Here is a 17687-nt window from a genome sequence, read left to right as displayed (position 1 = left end):
AACCCTTTGCATGCGATAGCGTCGGGGTATGTCAGACGAGACCCTCGCAGATGCGGCTGCTTCTGGGCGTGAAGGGCGTCAGGACCGCATCCTCGACGTCGGGGCGCTTCGGGCGCTGGCTCACCCGCTGCGCGTGAAGATCTACGACATCCTCAGCCAGTACGGCGCGCAGACAGCGAGCTCTCTGGCCGAGCGGCTCGGAGAGTCCTCCGGCTCGACGAGCTATCACCTGCGCGCACTCGCCAAGCACGATCTGATCCAGGAGGTCGCCGACCGCGGCTCCGGGCGCGAGCGCTGGTGGGAACGACCGGTCGGCGGCGTGTCGTTCTCCAACCCCGAGGCGATCAAGACGCCGGCAGGGCGCGCGGCGACCCAGCTCGTCATGAGCGAGTTCCTGAGGCAGCGACAGGAGCAGCTGCTCGAGTTCTCCGAGCGCGGACTCACCGCTGAAGACGCGGAGTGGCAGGACGCGAGCATGATCTCGACGGCGACCGCGCGCCTCACTCCCGAGCAGAGCAAGGAGCTCGCCCGCAAGATCATGGCGCTGATCGACGACGCCGTGGACAACTACCGCAATCAGACCGGCGAGGGCGTCCGGCCCGTCACGATCCGGGCCGACCTCTTCCCGCTGCCACAACTAGGAGACAGGACATGACCACCGCGACCGCGCAGCACCCGCTGTTCATCGTGGCTCCCGCTCTTGCAGCCCGTGCCACTCGCTTCGACCGTACGCTGCTGCGTGCGACATCCACCATCGACTCCTTCGTGGTCGCACGGCTCGAAAGGCGTGCCGGCGACGGATCCCGACGTGTCCTGACGGCTCAGGCGGCGGCGGCCGAGCGTCGGCGCGACGCCGAAGCGCACGGCGCGATCGGGCTCCTCCCGCGATGAGCAGGGGAGTCGACACCGCGGCGGCGACCGACGCACCGACAGGGCGCGCACGCAGGGACCCGCTCGGGCGCGACTTCGGCAAGCTGTGGACCGCCGCTGCATTCAGCAACCTCGCCGACGGCATCGGGCGCACGGCCGTTCCGCTGATCGCGACGACCCTGACCCGGGACCCGCTCGCGATCTCGGTGATCACCGCGCTGGCCTTCGTGCCGTGGCTGCTGTTCGGACTTCCCGCCGGCATGATCGTGGATCGCTTCGACCGCCGGCTCATCATGGCGGTCGCGAACGTCCTGCGCTTCGGCGTGGCGCTGTGGCTGGCGATCCTCACGGCGACCGGGGGGCTCGAGCTGTGGGCGCTGTTCGTCGGCACACTCGTCTTCGGGCTCGGCGAGACCCTCTTCGACAACGCGACCAACGCAGTGATCCCGGGGGTTGTGAAGCGTCCTCAGCTGGACCGGGCGAACGGTCGCATGCAGGCTGCCCAGATCACGATCGACATGTTCGTCGCACAGCCCATCGCCGGGGTGCTCTTCGCGATCTCGCTCGCGCTGCCACTGTGGATCGGCTCGGCGGGCTACCTCATCCCGATCGTGCTCGCACTGCTGCTTCCGGTCGCCGCTGCGCGACCGCTGCGTGACGAGGCACGAGTGCCCGACGCCGACGCCCCGGACGTCGCCGCCGGCGCGGTGGCGGAGCCCGTCCCCGCACCGCAGGCCTCGTCGAACACGTCGGCGCGCGACGCGCTCTCGTACCTGTGGCACCACAAGTACCTTCGCGCGATGACCCTGTACACGTCGCTCGTGGGCAGCGCCCTGTCGTTCGCCCAGGCCGCGACGCTCCTGTACTTCCTCGACGACCTCGGCGTGAAGGAGTACGCGATCGGCTTCGTGACCGCCGGCATCGGCGTCGGGGCGCTGCTCGGCTCGCTCGTCGCACCGCGGCTCGTGGAGCGGTTCGGCCGCGGCCGCGTCATGCTCGGAGCGAACGTGGGCGCCGCCCTGGGGCTCGGCCTGACCGGCCTCGCGCCCGAGGTGTTCTCAGCGAGCATCGCCTACGCCTTCGGGGCGTTCTCGATCTCGGTGTGGAACGTGCCGTGGGGAGCCCTGCGGCAGCAGATCGTGCCGGCGCGACTGTTCGGCCGCGTCCTCGGCATCATCCGCACACTCACATGGGGGATGTTCCCCATTGCGACCGTCCTCGGCGGTTGGGTCGCTCAGAGCTCGCTCCGGCTGCCGTTCGTCGCGGCCGGCATCTTCATCATCGTCGCGACGATCCTCGGCGCGCGGCTCCTCGTCGTGGGCACCCGCAACGCCGGCGCCGAGGTCGACGCGGCCCACGCCTGAGCGATACCCGGTTCGGCGGTCGCCTCAGTGACCGCCGAACCCGCTTTCGTCGTCGTGGCGGACGACGGCCTCGCCCTCCGCATCGAGCGACACGATCACGCCGGTGTCGAGTTCCGCGATCGGGCGGCCCTCGAGCCACGTGAGCGTCCACCGCGGGCGCGGCTGTCCGAGGTCGTCGTCGGGGATGGCCTCATCGACGCGACGGATGCCGCGGCGCAGGGCCTCGGGCACCGCCTTCGGCGGCTCGTCGCCCGAGGTCCAGCGCGTTCCGAGCTGCATGTCAGGCCTCCTGGTGGGTGAGCACGATGTCGGTCACCGCGAGGGCGTCGGCCTCCGCGTAGCGGATCTCGGCGATGCGCCCGACGGCCTTGAGGTCGCCTTCGGCGAGACGGATCGCATCGAGTGTCGCGGCGGGGCCGGCGATCGTGAGCGACGCGACGGGGGTCTTCTGGGACGCCTTCGCCTCGGTCTTCGCACGGCGCACGCCGATGAGCGCCTGGCTCACCGCCGTGAGCACGGCCGGGTCGCCGGATTCCTCTTCGGGAGCGACGGGCCATTCGGCGGTGTGGACCGAGCCGTCGTTGAACCACGACCACGCCTCTTCGGTCGCGAACGCCAGGACCGGCGCCAGAAGCCGCAGCAGGGCCGACAGTGCGAGCCGCAGCGCCAGCGCCGCAGAGGCCTGCCCGACGTCGGTCTGGTTGTAGGCGCGCTCCTTGACGAGCTCGAGGTAGTCGTCGCAGAAGGTCCAGAAGAACGACTCGGTGACTTCGAGGGCGCGCGCGTGGTCGTAGTTCTCGAACGCCTTCGTCGCCTCGCGCACCACCGAGTGCAGGCTCGCGAGCATGGACGCGTCGAGGGCGTGCGTGATCTCGGCGCCTTCTGGCACCGGGAACGACAGCACGAACTTCGCGGCGTTGAGCACCTTGATCGCGAGACGACGGCCGATCTTGATCTGGGTCGGGTTCTGCGGATCGAAGGCGGCGTCGGTGCCCAGACGGCTCGAGGCCGCCCAATACCGCACCGCGTCGGACCCGTGCTGGGCGAGGATGTCGGCCGGCGTGACGACGTTGCCCTTCGACTTCGACATCTTCTTGCGGTCGGGGTCGACGATGAAGCCCGAGATGGCGGCATCCGTCCACGGCGCGCGGTCGTCCTCGAGCGCGCTGCGCAGCAGCGTCGAGAAGAGCCACGTGCGGATGATGTCCTGGCCCTGCGGGCGCAGGTCGAACGGTGCGACGAGGTCCCACAACTCCGGGTCGCGCTCCCACCCGCCGGCGAGCTGCGGCGTGAGGGAGGACGTCGCCCACGTGTCGAAGATGTCGTTCTCTCCGTCGAATCCGCCCGGCACGCCGCGCTGGTCGGCGGTGTACCCGGGCGGCACATCGGTCGACGGATCGACCGGCAGCGATGCGGGATCGGGGGTGAGCACGCGGTCGTAGTCCCGCTCGCCGTTCTCGTCGAGCGCGTACCACACGGGGATCGGCACGCCGAAGAACCGCTGGCGAGACACGAGCCAGTCCCCGGTGAGGCCGTTCGTCCAGTTCTCGAACCGGACGCGCATGAAGTCGGGGTGCCACGACATCTGCGCGCCGAGAGCGATCAGCTTCTCGCGCAGCGACTCGTCGCGCGCGCCGTTGCGGACGTACCATTGGCGCGTCGAGACGATCTCCATCGGGCGATCGCCCTTCTCGTAGAACTTCACGACGTGTGAGAACGGCTTCGGGTCGCCGATGAGCTCGCCCGACTCCTGGAGCAGCTCGACGACGCGCTTCTTGGCGCTGAAGACGGTCTTGCCCGCGAGTTCCGCATACGCCGCCTTGCCGGCATCCGTCACGATCGCCTCCGGCGTGTCGGGCAGCACGCGGCCGTCGAGCCCGAGGATGGTGCGGTTCGGAAGCTGCAGCTCGCGCCACCACACGATGTCGGTGACGTCGCCGAACGTGCAGATCATGGCGATGCCCGACCCCTTGTCGGGCTGCGCGAGGGGATGCGCGAGGACGGGGACCTCGACGTCGAACAGGGGCGTGCGCACCGTGGTGCCGAACAGGGGCTGGTACCGCTCGTCGTCGGGGTGCGCCACGAGCGCCACGCACGCCGCGAGGAGCTCGGGGCGCGTGGTCTCGATGTGCACGTCGCCGGCGCCGTCGGTGCGATGGAACGCCACGCGGTGGAACGCCGCGGGCTGCTCACGCTCCTCGAGCTCGGCCTGCGCGATCGCGGTGCGGAAGTCGATGTCCCACATGGTCGGCGCGAGGTCCTGGTACGCCTCGCCGCGCTCGAGATTGCGCAGGAACGCGAGCTGGCTGGTGCGGATCGTGTCGTCCGAGATGGTCCGGTAGGTCTGCGCCCAGTCGACGCTGAGGCCGAGCTGCCGGAAGAGCGCCTCGAAGTGCTTCTCGTCCTCGACGGTCAGCTTCTCGCACAACTCGATGAAGTTGCGGCGGCTGATCGGGACCTGGTCGGCGGCGCGGCTCGACTTGTTGTCGCCGCCCTCGAACGGCGCAGTGAAGTCCGGGTCGTACGGGAGCGAAGGGTCGCACCGCACACCGTAGTAGTTCTGCACGCGGCGCTCGGTGGGCAGGCCGTTGTCGTCCCAGCCCATCGGATAGAACACGGTCTTGCCGCGCATGCGCTCGAAACGCACCTTGAGATCGGTGTGCGTGAACGAGAAGACGTGACCGATGTGCAGGCTTCCCGAGGCGGTCGGCGGGGGAGTGTCGACTGAGAAGATGCGGGTGCGGCCGACCTCGGCGGCGCGGGCGCGGTCGAACGCGTACGTCCCCTGCGCCTTCCACGCGTCATCCCACTTGGACTCGAGGCCTTCCAGGGCGGGCTTGTCGGGAATGAGCGCGTCGGCCATCGGGTCTCCTCGATCGATATGTGCGGCACCGTGTGAGCGTGCCTGAGTGTGGGATGCCGATCGATTCTATCCCGGGCTCGGATGCCGCCGGGATCGTGGCGGATGCCGCGGCCCGCGGCATCCGTCACCGTCGTCGTGCCCTCCGATCGCCGGAGGAGGATCGGGGAATGGAGGGCGAACCGGGCGCAGCTCGTCCTCCATAGGCCGATCGTCCTCCGTGCAGCGGAGGACACGGAACGGGACAGGTCGAGAAGGTGGGCCCTTCCTGCATCTCGGTGCCACGGAGTCGTCCATCCCCTCCTCCCCGACGGGGCCCGGCTGCGCCAGGTCCACAGTTCGACGCGAAACAGGTCGACGGTCGAGTCCGGTGCTTCACGCTGGATGGATGGACGTCGCTGACATTGTGCGCCGACGAGGCGGGGTCGTTCCGAGCGCAACCCTCGTGCGCGACGGGGTCAAGGCTCACCTCATCGAAAAAGCAGTGACTTCAGGAGTGCTCGTTCGGGTGCGGCGCCGTTGGGTGGCGGCGACGGATGCCGACCCCATGCTCGTGTGGGCGGCCACCGCCGGAGTCGTGCTGTCTTGCGTGACGGGGGCACGCCGGCTCGGGCTCTGGGTGCTGGATCAGGGGCTCGGAACTCATGTCGCGGCCGGAGCGCATGCAGGGCGGATCGCGCATTGGAAAGACACGACCGTGCACCGGGCGCGGCCACTCGTTGCTCGTCCACCCGATGTCCTCGTCGATCCCGTCGAGAACGTCCTGGCGCTCGTCGCTGCCTGCCAGCCATACGAGCGAGCACTCGTGGTGTGGGAGTCGGCGCTCCGAAAGGGGCTCGCGGACCGGCTGGTGCTCGGCAAGATGCCGCTTTCTTCAGGCGCGCGCGAGATTCTGAGTGCGGCCCGACCTTTCGCTGATTCCGGCCTCGAGACGTTGGTCGTCCCACGGCTGGAGTGGATGCGCCTGCCGATACTCGCTCAGGCGTGGATCCACGGTCACCGCGTCGACTTCCTCATCGGCGATCGACTGGTGCTGCAGATCGACGGTGGGACGCACGTCGGCGCGCAGCGCACCGAGGACAACCGGCATGACGCCGAGTTGATGCTTCGCGGATATCACGTGATCCGTGTCGGTTACGACCAGATCGTGGACGACTGGCCGAGCGTACAGGGCCTCATCATGCGCGCCGTTGCCCAGGGACTGCACTTGGTTGCGTGATCGTCAGCTTTCCCCGCGGGGATGCCTCGCCCAGGCCGCGCGGGAGACGGCGAAGGCGTAGTGCGGCATGTCGATTCCTGAATAGTGCGTGACGAACCGCCGCCGCACGGTCATGCCGAGCCGGATCGCTACGTTCATCGACGCGAGGTTCGTGTCGCGGACCTTCGCATACGCGTCGTCGATGTCGAGGTGTTCGAAGGCCCAGCGCACGGATGCGCCTGCTGACTCGACGGCGAACCCGTTGTGCCAGAACGTGCGCCTGAGGTGATAGCCGACCTCGATCACCTCGTCGTCTTCGACCTTCTGGCGCGTGATGCCGCAGTCGCCGATGACCTCGCCGGTCTCACGCAGCACGACTGCCCACAGCCCGAACCCGTCGACCTGGTACCGACGCTGCTGTCGCTGCAGCCAGTCGCGCGACTCGTCGAGCGAGAATCCGTGCTCATAGGCGCGCATCGCCACGGGATCTCCCAGAACAGCGTGCAGCGCCGTGAGGTCGTCGTCCTCGAGTTCACGCAGCTCGAGCCGGCTTGTCCGCAGGATCATCAGCCCATCCTCTCAGCCACCTCTCGCTGGCTCTCCGCTCGGCGGAGGCGAATCGAGCATGGGAGGACGCCAATCGGCGGCTGCGTCCTCCCTGGGTCGGTCCTCCTCCGGCGAGCGGAGGACGGCCGCCGCGAGCCGCAAGTGCGCGTGAACCGGTGTGCCGCGGCATGAGCGCAGGAGACGGGATGCCGGATGCCGCCGAGATCGTGACGGATGCCGCGGGCCGCGGCATCCGCCACGTCTCAGACGAGCGCGGTCGCGGTCTCGGGCGCGGTGGCGAGCTCGGGCTCGGGTGCGCGTCGCGCGGCCCGCCACGCTGCGACCAGCGTGACCGCCGACATCACCGCGAGGATGACGCCCGGGTGCCACCAGGCGTAGCCCGTCGCCTCGCCGAGGCTGAGCGTGACGTACGGCACGAAGCCGCTGATCGTGGCGGCCAGCGCGTAGGCGAACGACAGCGCCGAGTAGCGGAAGTTGTCGGGGAACAGGTCGTTCATCAGGCCGCCGAGTGCCGCCCACGCCATCGTCGGAAGGATGCCGCCGATGATCATCGTCCCGACGAGGATCGGGAACGTCGCGAACTGCAGCAGGAAGTACATCGGGAACGTGATGAGGAGCGTGCCGAGCGCACCCCACAGCACCACCCGGGCCGAGCCGATGCGGTTCGCCCATGCGCCGAAGAGCGGGATGGTCACGAGCTGCAGGAGGCCGCCGATGGTCGTCGCGACGAGGAGGTCCTGGAAGCTGAAGCCCAGCTGCTCGACGCCGTAGTTGACCGTGTACGTGTTCATCAGCGAGTACGACCCGATGCCCAGCAGGGCGGCGCCGATCGCGATCGCCATGGCGCCGGGGCGCCGCGCGAACATCGTCACGAAGGGGACGCGGTCGCGGCGACCCTCGGCGACGACTCCCTGGAACACCGGGGTCTCGGAGATCGACCACCGCAGGTACAGCGACACCAGCAGCAGCGGGATCGCGAGCAGGAACGGGATGCGCCAGCCCCAGGCGGCGATCGCCTCGGCCGGAAGCACGAGCGTCATGACGATGAAGACGGTCGCCGACAGGATCGACCCGACCGGAGAGCCGAGCTGCGGGATCGCCGCGTAGAACGCGCGCTTGACCGGACCGGAGTGTTCGGTCGCGATGAGGATCGAGCCGCCCCACTCGCCGCCGAGCGACAGGCCCTGCACGATGCGCAGCACGATCAGCAGGATCGCGCCGAGCCAGCCCGCCTGCGCATATGTGGGCAGGAGACCGATGAGGCCGGTCGCGACGCCCATGATGCCGACGGTCCACAGCAGGGTGGCTCGTCGTCCGAGGCGGTCGCCCATGAAGCCGAACAGCAGCGCGCCGATCGGTCGCACGACGAAGGCGAGGGCGATCGTGAGGAACGCCGCGCTCGTGGCGCCGAACTCGCCCAGCGGGTCGAAGAAGAGCGGCCCGACGAAGAAGGCCGAGAAGTACGCGAACAGGTAGAAGTCGAACGACTCCAGGGAGGTGCCGACCATGGACGCCCACGCGACGCGGCGCGTCGGGGCGGCCTCGAGTGCGGCGGCGGTGTCGGGTGCGGATGCTGCGGTCACGGAGGTCAATCTTGGCACGAGTCCAGAAACCTCCGGCACGCCTCCGGCATTCCCTCTTGTGCGGGGCCGGTAGAATCGACGGACAGGCGTCGATCCGGCCATCACCGGGGAGCCCTCGGAAGAACGGGACGCCGCTCGCGCGGAGTCCCCACTAGAACCGAGCGGGGCAGGCCCGTCACAGCCGCAGTGAGAGGGGACGGATGCCTGAGGTCAGGCCTCCGTCAATGCAGGGTGGTACCGCGGTCTGTCTGGAGCATCCGGACCGGTCGTCCCGGCAGGAAGCACCGAGCGAGCACCTGCGAGAGATGATGACCTACCCCCGCCCCTCCGCCTTCGGGCCGGCCGCCGACCCGGCGCCCGCCGCCGTCGTCCCCAGCCCTCGCTTCCCCGACATCGAGCAGGAGACGCTCGCGTTCTGGGTGGCCGACCAGACCTTCCGCGCGTCGATCGAGCAGCGCGACGGCGCCGAGGAGTGGGTGTTCTACGACGGCCCGCCGTTCGCCAACGGGCTGCCGCACTACGGCCACCTGCTGACCGGCTACGCCAAGGACCTCTTCCCGCGCTTCCAGACCATGCGCGGAAAGAAGGTCGACCGCGTCTTCGGGTGGGACACCCACGGGCTGCCTGCCGAGCTCGAGGCGATGAAGCAGCTCGGAATCACGGAGAAGAGCGAGATCGAAGCGATGGGCGTCGCGGCGTTCAACGCCAAGGCGCGCGAGTCGGTGCTCGCCTACACGCGCGAGTGGGAGGACTACGTCACGCGCCAGGCGCGGTGGGTCGACTTCGAGCGCGGCTACAAGACGCTCGACGTCTCGTACATGGAGTCGGTGCTGTGGGCGTTCAAGACGCTCCACGACAAGGGGCTCGCGTACGAGGGGTATCGCGTGCTGCCGTACTGCTGGCGCGACGAGACGCCGCTGTCGGCGCACGAGCTGCGCATGGACGACGACGTCTACAAGATGCGGCAGGACCCGTCGGTGACGGTCACGTTCCCGCTCGTCGGCGCGAAGGCAGAGTCGCTCGGCCTCACCGGTGTGCGGGCGCTCGCGTGGACGACGACGCCGTGGACGCTGCCGACCAACTTCGCCTTGGCCGTGGGCCCCGACATCCGCTACGTCGTGGTGCCGGGCGGCCCGAACGGTGCGGCCGACGTGCATCACGCGCCCGACGGCTCGGCCGACGACCCCGAAGAGGCGTACGCTCACCGCTACCTCCTGGCTGAAGAGCTCGTCGGGGGCTATGCGAAGGACCTCGGATACGACTCGCCCGAGGCGGCGCGCGAGGCCGTCGTGCAGACCCTGGTCGGTCGCGAGCTGCAGGACGTCTCGTACGACCGACTGTTCGACTACTACGCGGATGCCGAGGCCTGGGGGACCGGGAACGCCTGGCGCATCCTCACCGACGACTACGTCACCACCGCCGACGGCACCGGCATCGTCCACCAGGCCCCGGCGTTCGGTGAGGACGACCAGCGCGTGACCGAGGCCGCGGGCATCCCGCTCATCATGAGCCTCGACGACGGCGGGCGGTTCCTGCCCCAGGTGACCGACGTCGCCGGCGAGCTGTGGATGGACGCGAACCGGCCGCTGATCCGCAAGCTGCGCCAGGACGGGCGTCTGCTGCGCGAGGCGAGCTACGAGCACTCGTACCCGCACTGCTGGCGCTGCCGCAACCCGCTCATCTACCGCGCCGTGTCGAGCTGGTTCGTGCGGGTGACCGACATCAAGGACGGCCTGCTCGCGAACAACGAGCAGATCACGTGGGTGCCCGAAAACGTCAAGCACGGCCAGTTCGGCAAGTGGCTCGAGGGCGCGCGGGACTGGTCGATCAGCCGCAACCGTTACTGGGGCTCGCCGATCCCGGTGTGGAAGAGCGATGATCCCGAGCACCCGCGCATCGACGTGTACGGGTCGCTCGAAGAGCTCGAGCGCGACTTCGGCCGACTGCCGCGCAACGCCGAGGGCGAGGTGGACCTGCACCGTCCCTACATCGACGACCTCACGCGTCCGAACCCCGACGACCCGACCGGGCAGTCGACGATGCGCCGCATCGAGGACGTGTTCGACGTGTGGTTCGACTCGGGATCCATGCCGTACGCGCAGGTACACTATCCGTTCGAGAACCAGGAGTGGTTCGACGCGCACTCGCCCGCCGACTTCATCGTCGAGTACATCGGGCAGACGCGCGGCTGGTTCTACGTCATGCACGTGCTGTCGACCGCGCTGTTCGACCGGCCCGCGTTCACCGGGGTGTCGTGTCACGGCATCGTGCTCGGAAGCGACGGGCAGAAGATGTCGAAGTCGCTGCAGAACTACCCCGACGTCAGCGAGGTCTTCGATCGCGACGGCTCCGACGCGATGCGGTGGTTCCTGATGTCGAGCTCGGTGCTCCGTGGCGGCAACCTGGTCGTGACCGAGGAGGGCATCCGCGCCGGCGTGCGCGAGTTCCTGCTGCCGCTGTGGAACGCGTGGTACTTCTTCGCGACCTACGCGAACGCAGCCGGGGGCCCGGACGGCGAGGGCTACCAGGCGTCGTGGCGCACGGACTCGACGGACGTGTTGGACCGCTACATCCTCGCGCTCACCGGCGACCTCGTGCGCGACGTCGCGACCGATCTCGAAGGGCTCGACTCGACGCTCGCGGCGGCGAAGCTCCGCGAGTTCGCCGAGGCGCTCACGAACTGGTACATCCGCCGATCGCGCGACCGGTTCTGGGTCGGGGTGACCGACGACCCGAAGAGCACCGAGGCCTTCGACACGCTCTACACGGTGCTCGAGACGCTCACGCGCGTCGCCGCACCCCTGATCCCGCTGGTCGCCGAGAAGGTGTGGCAGGGGCTCACCGGCGGGCGCAGCGTGCACCTGGAGGACTGGCCGGACGCCGACGCGTTCCCGGAGGCCGCCGACATCCGCTCCGCGATGGACGCCGTGCGCGAGGTCTCGAGCGTCGCCAACGCGCTGCGCAAGAAGGAGGGCAAGCGCGTGCGCCTGCCGCTTCCGAAGCTCACCGTCGCGGTGACGGATGCCGCATCCCTCGCGCAGTTCGACGGGATCCTGCGCGACGAGCTCAACGTCAAGGAGGTCGAGCTGGTCGAACTCGGCGACGGGCTCGCCGAGCGCTACGGCATCAGCAAGCGCCTCACGGTGAACGCCCGCGCCGCGGGCCCGCGCCTGGGCAAGCAGGTGCAGCACGTCATCGCCGGAGCCAAGGCGGGCGTATGGGAGGAGCGCGACGGCGTGGTCGTCGTCGACGGCATCGCTCTCGAGCACGGGGAATACGACCTGACGCTCGAGGCCGGGGGAGTCGAGGAGGGCACGGCCATCTCGCTGGTCGGCGACGGCGGCTTCGTGCTGCTCGACACGACGACGACCCCCGATCTGGAGGCCGAGGGGCTCGCGCGCGACGTCATCCGCGCCGTGCAGGACACGCGCAAGGCCGCGGCCTTCGACGTCAGCGACCGCATCCGTCTGCAGCTCGCGTTCGACGACGTCGACGACCGCGTCGCGGTCGAATCCGCGTTCGAGGCCGCCGACGTGGCCGGCGAGACCCTGGCCGTCGAGCACGCGCTCTACGGACCTCGCGGCAGCCGTCCTGCCGAACCGGTGCCCGACCACGTCGCCGAGTTCGTCGCGGGCACCTACGCCAACCGCGGCGCGTTCACGGTGGCCGTCACGAAGATGGAGGCATCCGCGTGAGCGACAAAGACCGCCGGCGAGCGGATGCGGTCTACGAGGCGCTGCTGCAGCGGCAGGGGGAGCGCTGGGTGCAGCCCCGCGTCGAGCGCACCCGGCGTGTGCTCGAGCTCCTCGACGACCCGCAGAAGACGTACCGCGTCGTGCACGTGACCGGCACGAACGGCAAGACGTCGACGAGCCGCATCATCGAGAGTCTCGTGCGGGCGCACGGTCTGCGGACCGGCCTGTTCACGAGCCCCCACCTCGAGCGGTTCACCGAGCGCATCATGGTCGACGGTGAGCCGATCGCCGATGCCGCCGTCGCCGACGCGTGGGACGAGATCGAGCCGTTCGTCGGCATCGTCGACGCGGAGCTCGAATCCGCGGGCGATGCACCGCTGACCTTCTTCGAGCTGCTCACGGTGCTGGCCTTCGTGGCGTTCGCCGACGCCCCGATCGACGTGCTCGTGCTCGAGGTCGGCATGGGCGGCTCGTGGGATTCGACCAACACCGCCGACGGCGATGTCGCCGTGTTCGCGCCTGTGGCGCTCGACCACGCCGACCGGCTCGGCGACACGGTCGCCGAGATCGCGTCGGTGAAGGCGGGCATCATCAAGGACGGCGCCGCCGTGGTGTCGGCACGGCAGGATGCCGCCGTCGAGGCGGTGCTGCGAGAGGCCGCCGCGGCGCATGGGGCGACCATCGCGTTCGAAGGCGAGGGCTTCGCGCTGGCGGAGCAGCGCCTGGCTGTCGGCGGCCAGCAGATCACGGTGCGCGGCCTCGCCGGCACTTACGAGGAGGAATACCTCCCGCTGTACGGGGCGCACCAGGGCTTCAACGCCGCCCTCGCGATCGCTGCCGTGGAGTCCCTGGTGGGCGGCGGGTCACAGCCCATCGCGGGCGACGTGCTCGCCGAAGGACTCGGGGCCGCGACGTCGCCCGGGCGCCTGCAGCTCGTGGGCGCGAGTCCCACCGTCGTCGTGGACGCCGCGCACAACCCCCACGGGGCTCAGGCGCTCGTCTCGGCGCTGCGGGAGTCGTTCGACTTCGACGAGTGGGGCGTCGTGCTCGGCATCCTCTCCGACAAGGACGCCGACGGGATCGTGTCGGCGCTCGCACCGATCGCCGCGCACGTGTTCGCGACCGCGCCCGAGTCCGATCGGGCGAACGAGGCCGACGCGCTGGCCGACCTCGCGGAAGCTCGAGGTGTGCCGGTCACGGTGCATGAAGGTCTCGCGGATGCCGCCGACGCCGCGCGCGCGTGGGCTGCGGCATCCGATCGACGCGCCGTCGTGATCGCGGGTTCGGTCGTGCTCGCCGGTGAGGCACTCGTGCTGTCGGCGGACGAGGAATGGAAGAGCGGGTGGCGGTCGTGACCGAGGAGTCGTCGTCGCCCGTGCGTCGTCGTCGAGGTGCGGCGGAGTCGCTCGCCACCATCGTGCTCGGCTTCGAGTCCCTCGTCGCGTTCCTCGGCGGCCTCGTCGTGTACGGACTCAAGGCGCTGCCCGAGCCGATCGCTCCGTGGTGGGGGATCGTCGCGGGATCGACCCTGGCGGTCCTGATGATCGTCACCACGCGCTTCACGCGCTACCGGTGGGGGATCGCGCTCGGCTGGGCGCTGCAGGCCGTCGTGGCGCTGGGTGCATTCCTCGTCCCGACGTTCGCGCTCGTCGCTCTCATTTTCGGCGGCATGTACGCGTATGCGACCATCAAGGGGGCCGCGATCGACCGTCGCAACGCGCAGCTCGCGGCCGATCCCCCCGAACCTGCCTGAACCGGCGAACGGAGAATCTGCATGGCCACCGAAGAGACCCTCGTCCTCGTCAAGCCCGACGGCGTCGCCCGCGGACTGACGGGCGCGATCCTCGCGCGCATCGAGGCGAAGGGCTACGCGCTCGTCGACATCCGTCTCGCGGAGCCCGACCGCGCGACGCTCGAGCGCCACTACGCCGAGCACGAGGGCAAGCCCTTCTACGAGCCGCTGCTCGAGTTCATGATGTCCGGTCCGTCCGTCGCGATCCGTCTTGCCGGCAACCGCGTGATCGAGGGATTCCGCTCGCTCGCGGGCACGACGGATCCGACCACCGCTGCGCCCGGCACGATCCGCGGCGACTTCGGTCGCGACTGGGGTCTGAAGGTCCAGCAGAACCTCGTGCACGGATCCGACAGCCCGGAATCCGCGGCGCGCGAGCTCGAGATCTGGTTCGGCTGACCCGCAGCGGTCGGGTCACCCGAACAGGGTCTGCCAGATGTTCACGATCGCGTTCAGCTCCAGCTGCGCCAGCAGAAGGATGATCGCGTAGCTCACGATCGCCGCGAGCGGGACCCACGACATCAGCCTGTCCGCCGCTCGTCGGACGCCGGCGCCAGCGGGGATCAGCCCGGCGCGCACCACGTGGAGCGACACCGCGTAGAAGGTGGGGATCGTGACGGCCCAGGTCGTCATGCACCAGGGGCACAGCGTGTGGAGATTCGGCGCGTAGATGCTCTGCCCGATGAGCCACACCACGAAGCCGAACGCGAAGGCGATCCCCGCCCAGAAGCCCCACCAGAACCAGCGGGCGAATCGTGCGCGAGCGAGGATGGCCATGCCGACCACGATCGGCACGATCCACCCGGCGATACCGAGGAGCGGGTTCGGGAAGCCGAACACACTGCCCTGCCACGAGTCGAGGTTCGCGCTGCACTGGACGAGCACGCTGAAGTCGCAGGAGGCGATGGCATCCGGATCTGCGAGAGCCTCGAACTTCTCCAGCGTGAGCGAGAACGCCGCCCACCATCCGATGACTCCAGCGATGACGAGCCACACGGCGAGTGCCGTCGGACGGGTGTGGGTCTGCTGCTCGGGCATGCCTCGGATTATGGCATCCGAGCGCTGAACGGATGCCTCTGACTGAGCCTGCGGTGACGCCTTGCGCGGACGTGTGGGCGCGCGGGCGCGCCGTGAATGGGCAATCGGGCCGGGGAAGTGCGATAATGGGGGTCGATGACGCGCGGCCGCGCCGCGACGAGCATCACCGAAGACTTCAGGGCGACGAACGCCCTTGACAGCGCAGGCATCCGCTGAGAGCTGGATGGCGCTGCAGACCGAGTGAGTTCGCGGCACCGCAGGTGCGGCGCCGCACGAGATTTCGCCGGGCGACGCGCGGTGTCGCTCCGGCAGGGAGTACGCCAGTGATGGCAGATGGAAACGATGCAGAATTCGACCCGCAGACCGAACCGGAGGCTCCGCTAGCCTTCGAGCCCGCCGACCCCACGGAATCCGCCGGGGAGCAGGACGGCGTCGACGCCTCCGAGGCACCGGCGGTCGAGCTGGACGACACGATCGCCTCGACGCAGGTGACCGAGTCCGATGCACCGGCACCGGCGGCGCCGGATGTCGAGACGGACACCGCTGAGCCGGTCCCGTCGGATGCTCCGGCGGAGGCTGCTGTCGAGAGCCCGGCGTCGGATGCTCCGGCTGAGGACGCGGCGGACCTGGAGGCGGCGGACAGCGCCGCACCCGCGGAGGAGCCGGCGACCGAGTCCGGACCCGTGACCGCCGTCAGCCTGGGGCTGCTGCCAGAGGTGTTCGTGTCGGCCGTGTCGACGCAGCTGCACTTCTACGCGCCCGAGATCGCACCTCTGCCCGACCGCCCGGAGCGCGAGCCCGAGGCAGAGCCGGCGCCGTCGTCGACCTCGCGCCGCCGCAACCGCCGACGCGGCGGCGATGCCAAGGACGAGGCATCCGGTTCCGAGCCGGCGCAGCCGCGCCAGCGCGCCGTCGAGCTCATCACCGAGCCGCAGCGCATCAAGGGCTCCACGCGCCTCGAGGCGAAGAAGCAGCGCCGCCGTGACGGCCGAGAGGCCGGCCGCCGTCGAGCCGTCGTCACCGAGGCGGAGTTCCTCGCACGGCGTGAGGCCGTCGACCGCGTCATGATCGTGCGATCGCGCAACGGCCGCATCCAGATCGCGGTGCTCGAAGACAACGTGCTCGTCGAGCACTACGTCGCCCGCAGCCAGGACGCCTCGCTGATCGGCAACGTGTACCTCGGCCGCGTGCAGAACGTGCTGCCGAGCATGGAGGCCGCCTTCGTCGACATCGGGCGCGGCCGCAACGCCGTTCTCTACTCGGGCGAGGTGGACTGGGACGCCGTCGAGACCGGCAACCAGCCGCGCCGCATCGAGCTCGCGCTCAAGACCGGCGACCGCGTGCTCGTGCAGGTCACGAAGGATCCCGTCGGGCACAAGGGCGCCCGTCTCACGAGCCAGATCTCGCTCCCTGGCCGTTACCTCGTGTACGTGCCGGGCGGCGCCATGAACGGCATCTCGCGCAAGCTGCCCGACACCGAACGTGCGCGCCTCAAGAAGATCCTCAAGGAAGTCCTCCCCGAGTCGTCGGGCGTCATCGTACGCACCGCCGCCGAGGGCGCCACCGAGGACCAGCTGACGCGCGACGTGCAGCGCCTCACGAACCAGTGGGAGCACATCAGCAAGCAGATCGAGTCGATCCAGGCGCCGGCGCTCCTGCACTCCGAGCCCGACCTTCTCGTCAAGATCGTGCGCGACGTCTTCAACGAGGACTTCTCGAAGATGCTCATCCAGGGCGATGACGCACACCACACGATCACGAAGTACCTCGAATCGGTGGCTCCCGATCTGCTGGAGCGCGTCGAGCGCTTCGAGGGCGAGCACGACCCCTTCGACGAGTTCCGCGTGACCGAGCAGATCGAGAAGGCGCTCGACCGCAAGGTCTGGCTGCCCTCCGGTGGCTCGCTCGTGATCGACCGCACCGAGGCGATGACCGTCGTCGACGTCAACACCGGCAAGTTCGTGGGCTCGGGCGGCAACCTCGAGGAGACGGTGACGAAGAACAACCTCGAGGCCGCCGAGGAGATCGTGCGCCAGCTGCGCCTGCGCGACATCGGCGGGATCATCGTGGTCGACTTCATCGACATGGTTCTCGAGTCCAACCGCGACCTCGTCCTGCGCCGCCTGGTGGAGTGCCTGAGCCGCGACCGGACCAAGCACCAGGTCGCCGAGGTGACCTCGCTCGGACTCGTGCAGATGACCCGCAAGAAGCTGGGCCTGGGCCTTCTCGAGACCTTCAGCGAGCCGTGCGAGGTGTGCGCTGGGCGTGGGCTCATCGTGCACCACGACCCCGTCGTCAAGCACCGCAGCGCTGCTCCGGCGCCGTCGTCCGGTCGCCGTTCGCGCGGCGGCGCCCCGCAGGCGCAGAACGGCGGCTCCAACGGCACGCACGTGATCACCGAGGGCGTGAAGTCCGCGCTCGCGCAGATCGCGGCATCCACCATCCATCACAACGACGAGGCGCCCGCCCCCGCGGCGACCGCCGCCGTCGAGGAGGCGCGCGCGGCGGAGCGTCCGAAGAAGCGCAAGAAGCGCCAGGACGCGTCCGCCAAGGCACCCAAGACCGAGAAGGACATGCTGCTCGACTCGGTGCTCCAGGCGCTTCCCGAGCCGAAGGCTCCCGGCCAGGGGCGGTCGCGCCGACGCGTGACGACGGCGGCGCTGACGGGCACGCCCGTTCCGCACGCTCCGACCGAGGACTGACGCGGCAGCGCCGCGGGT

At 69.6% G+C, this 17687-nt stretch carries 14 protein-coding genes; 9 read left to right on the top strand and 5 right to left on the bottom strand.

Going from position 1 to position 17687, the window contains the following annotated elements:
* Positions 1-28: 28 nt before the first annotated feature.
* Genes AC3ANN_RS09105 through AC3ANN_RS09095 form a run of 3 tightly spaced genes read left to right on the top strand, consistent with a single transcriptional unit; the run spans position 29 to position 2234 of the window.
* Positions 29-655 carry an ArsR/SmtB family transcription factor gene (locus AC3ANN_RS09105; RefSeq protein WP_488340653.1) on the top strand — a complete coding sequence of 209 codons (627 nt, stop codon included), beginning with the start codon at positions 29-31 and terminating at the stop codon, positions 653-655.
* Entirely contained in the window at positions 652-891 is a 240-nt protein-coding gene (locus AC3ANN_RS09100; RefSeq protein WP_488340652.1) for a hypothetical protein, read from the top strand. Before AC3ANN_RS09105 ends, AC3ANN_RS09100 begins: the two co-directional genes overlap by 4 nt.
* Positions 888-2234 (top strand): MFS transporter, encoded by a 1347-nt coding sequence (locus AC3ANN_RS09095; protein ID WP_488340651.1) that lies wholly within the window; start codon positions 888-890, stop codon positions 2232-2234. Before AC3ANN_RS09100 ends, AC3ANN_RS09095 begins: the two co-directional genes overlap by 4 nt.
* A gap of 24 nt (positions 2235-2258) precedes the next feature.
* On the opposite strand, the gene AC3ANN_RS09090 is transcribed toward AC3ANN_RS09095, so the two are convergent.
* Positions 2259-2513, bottom strand: a complete 255-nt coding sequence (locus tag AC3ANN_RS09090; RefSeq protein WP_488340650.1) for a hypothetical protein — start codon at positions 2511-2513, stop codon at positions 2259-2261.
* A 1-nt stretch (position 2514) separates the two neighbouring features.
* On the bottom strand, positions 2515-5097 hold the full coding sequence (gene valS, locus AC3ANN_RS09085) for a valine--tRNA ligase (RefSeq protein ID WP_488340649.1): 2583 nt from the start codon (positions 5095-5097) through the stop codon (positions 2515-2517).
* Between the two features lie 385 nt (positions 5098-5482).
* On the opposite strand from valS, the gene AC3ANN_RS09080 reads away from it, so the two are divergent.
* Positions 5483-6313: an endonuclease domain-containing protein gene (locus tag AC3ANN_RS09080; protein WP_488340648.1), complete on the top strand. Its 831-nt coding sequence runs from the start codon at positions 5483-5485 to the stop codon at positions 6311-6313.
* A gap of 3 nt (positions 6314-6316) precedes the next feature.
* Here the strand turns inward: AC3ANN_RS09080 and AC3ANN_RS09075 are convergent, their stop codons facing one another.
* Together AC3ANN_RS09075 and AC3ANN_RS09070 are read right to left on the bottom strand one after the other, a co-directional pair.
* A complete protein-coding gene (locus tag AC3ANN_RS09075; protein WP_488340647.1) occupies positions 6317-6859 on the bottom strand; it encodes a GNAT family N-acetyltransferase in 543 nt (180 codons plus the stop codon).
* A 242-nt stretch (positions 6860-7101) separates the two neighbouring features.
* A complete protein-coding gene (locus tag AC3ANN_RS09070; protein WP_488340646.1) occupies positions 7102-8442 on the bottom strand; it encodes an MFS transporter in 1341 nt (446 codons plus the stop codon).
* 308 nt (positions 8443-8750) lie between these two features.
* On the opposite strand from AC3ANN_RS09070, the gene ileS reads away from it, so the two are divergent.
* Genes ileS through ndk form a run of 4 tightly spaced genes read left to right on the top strand, consistent with a single transcriptional unit; the run spans position 8751 to position 14328 of the window.
* A complete protein-coding gene (gene ileS, locus AC3ANN_RS09065) occupies positions 8751-12137 on the top strand; it encodes an isoleucine--tRNA ligase (protein ID WP_488340645.1) in 3387 nt (1128 codons plus the stop codon).
* Positions 12134-13492 carry a bifunctional folylpolyglutamate synthase/dihydrofolate synthase gene (locus AC3ANN_RS09060; protein WP_488340644.1) on the top strand — a complete coding sequence of 453 codons (1359 nt, stop codon included), beginning with the start codon at positions 12134-12136 and terminating at the stop codon, positions 13490-13492. Before ileS ends, AC3ANN_RS09060 begins: the two co-directional genes overlap by 4 nt.
* On the top strand, positions 13480-13890 hold the full coding sequence (locus AC3ANN_RS09055) for a DUF4233 domain-containing protein (RefSeq protein ID WP_488340643.1): 411 nt from the start codon (positions 13480-13482) through the stop codon (positions 13888-13890). Before AC3ANN_RS09060 ends, AC3ANN_RS09055 begins: the two co-directional genes overlap by 13 nt.
* 21 nt (positions 13891-13911) lie before the next feature.
* Positions 13912-14328: a nucleoside-diphosphate kinase gene (gene ndk / locus AC3ANN_RS09050; protein ID WP_488340642.1), complete on the top strand. Its 417-nt coding sequence runs from the start codon at positions 13912-13914 to the stop codon at positions 14326-14328.
* 15 nt (positions 14329-14343) lie between these two features.
* On the opposite strand, the gene AC3ANN_RS09045 is transcribed toward ndk, so the two are convergent.
* The gene (locus AC3ANN_RS09045) at positions 14344-14967 is read right to left on the bottom strand and encodes a vitamin K epoxide reductase family protein (protein ID WP_488340641.1); all 624 of its coding nucleotides are present in this window, start codon (positions 14965-14967) and stop codon (positions 14344-14346) included.
* Positions 14968-15293: 326 nt separating this feature from the next.
* Between AC3ANN_RS09045 and AC3ANN_RS09040 the strand changes: the two genes are divergently transcribed.
* On the top strand, positions 15294-17669 hold the full coding sequence (locus tag AC3ANN_RS09040) for an Rne/Rng family ribonuclease (protein ID WP_488340640.1): 2376 nt from the start codon (positions 15294-15296) through the stop codon (positions 17667-17669).
* Positions 17670-17687: the final 18 nt, after the last annotated feature.

This window comes from Microbacterium sp. STRO-2N, assembly GCF_057747775.1.
Note: the sequence above shows the minus strand (reverse complement) of the source record. Positions and strands in the feature narration are given on the sequence as shown.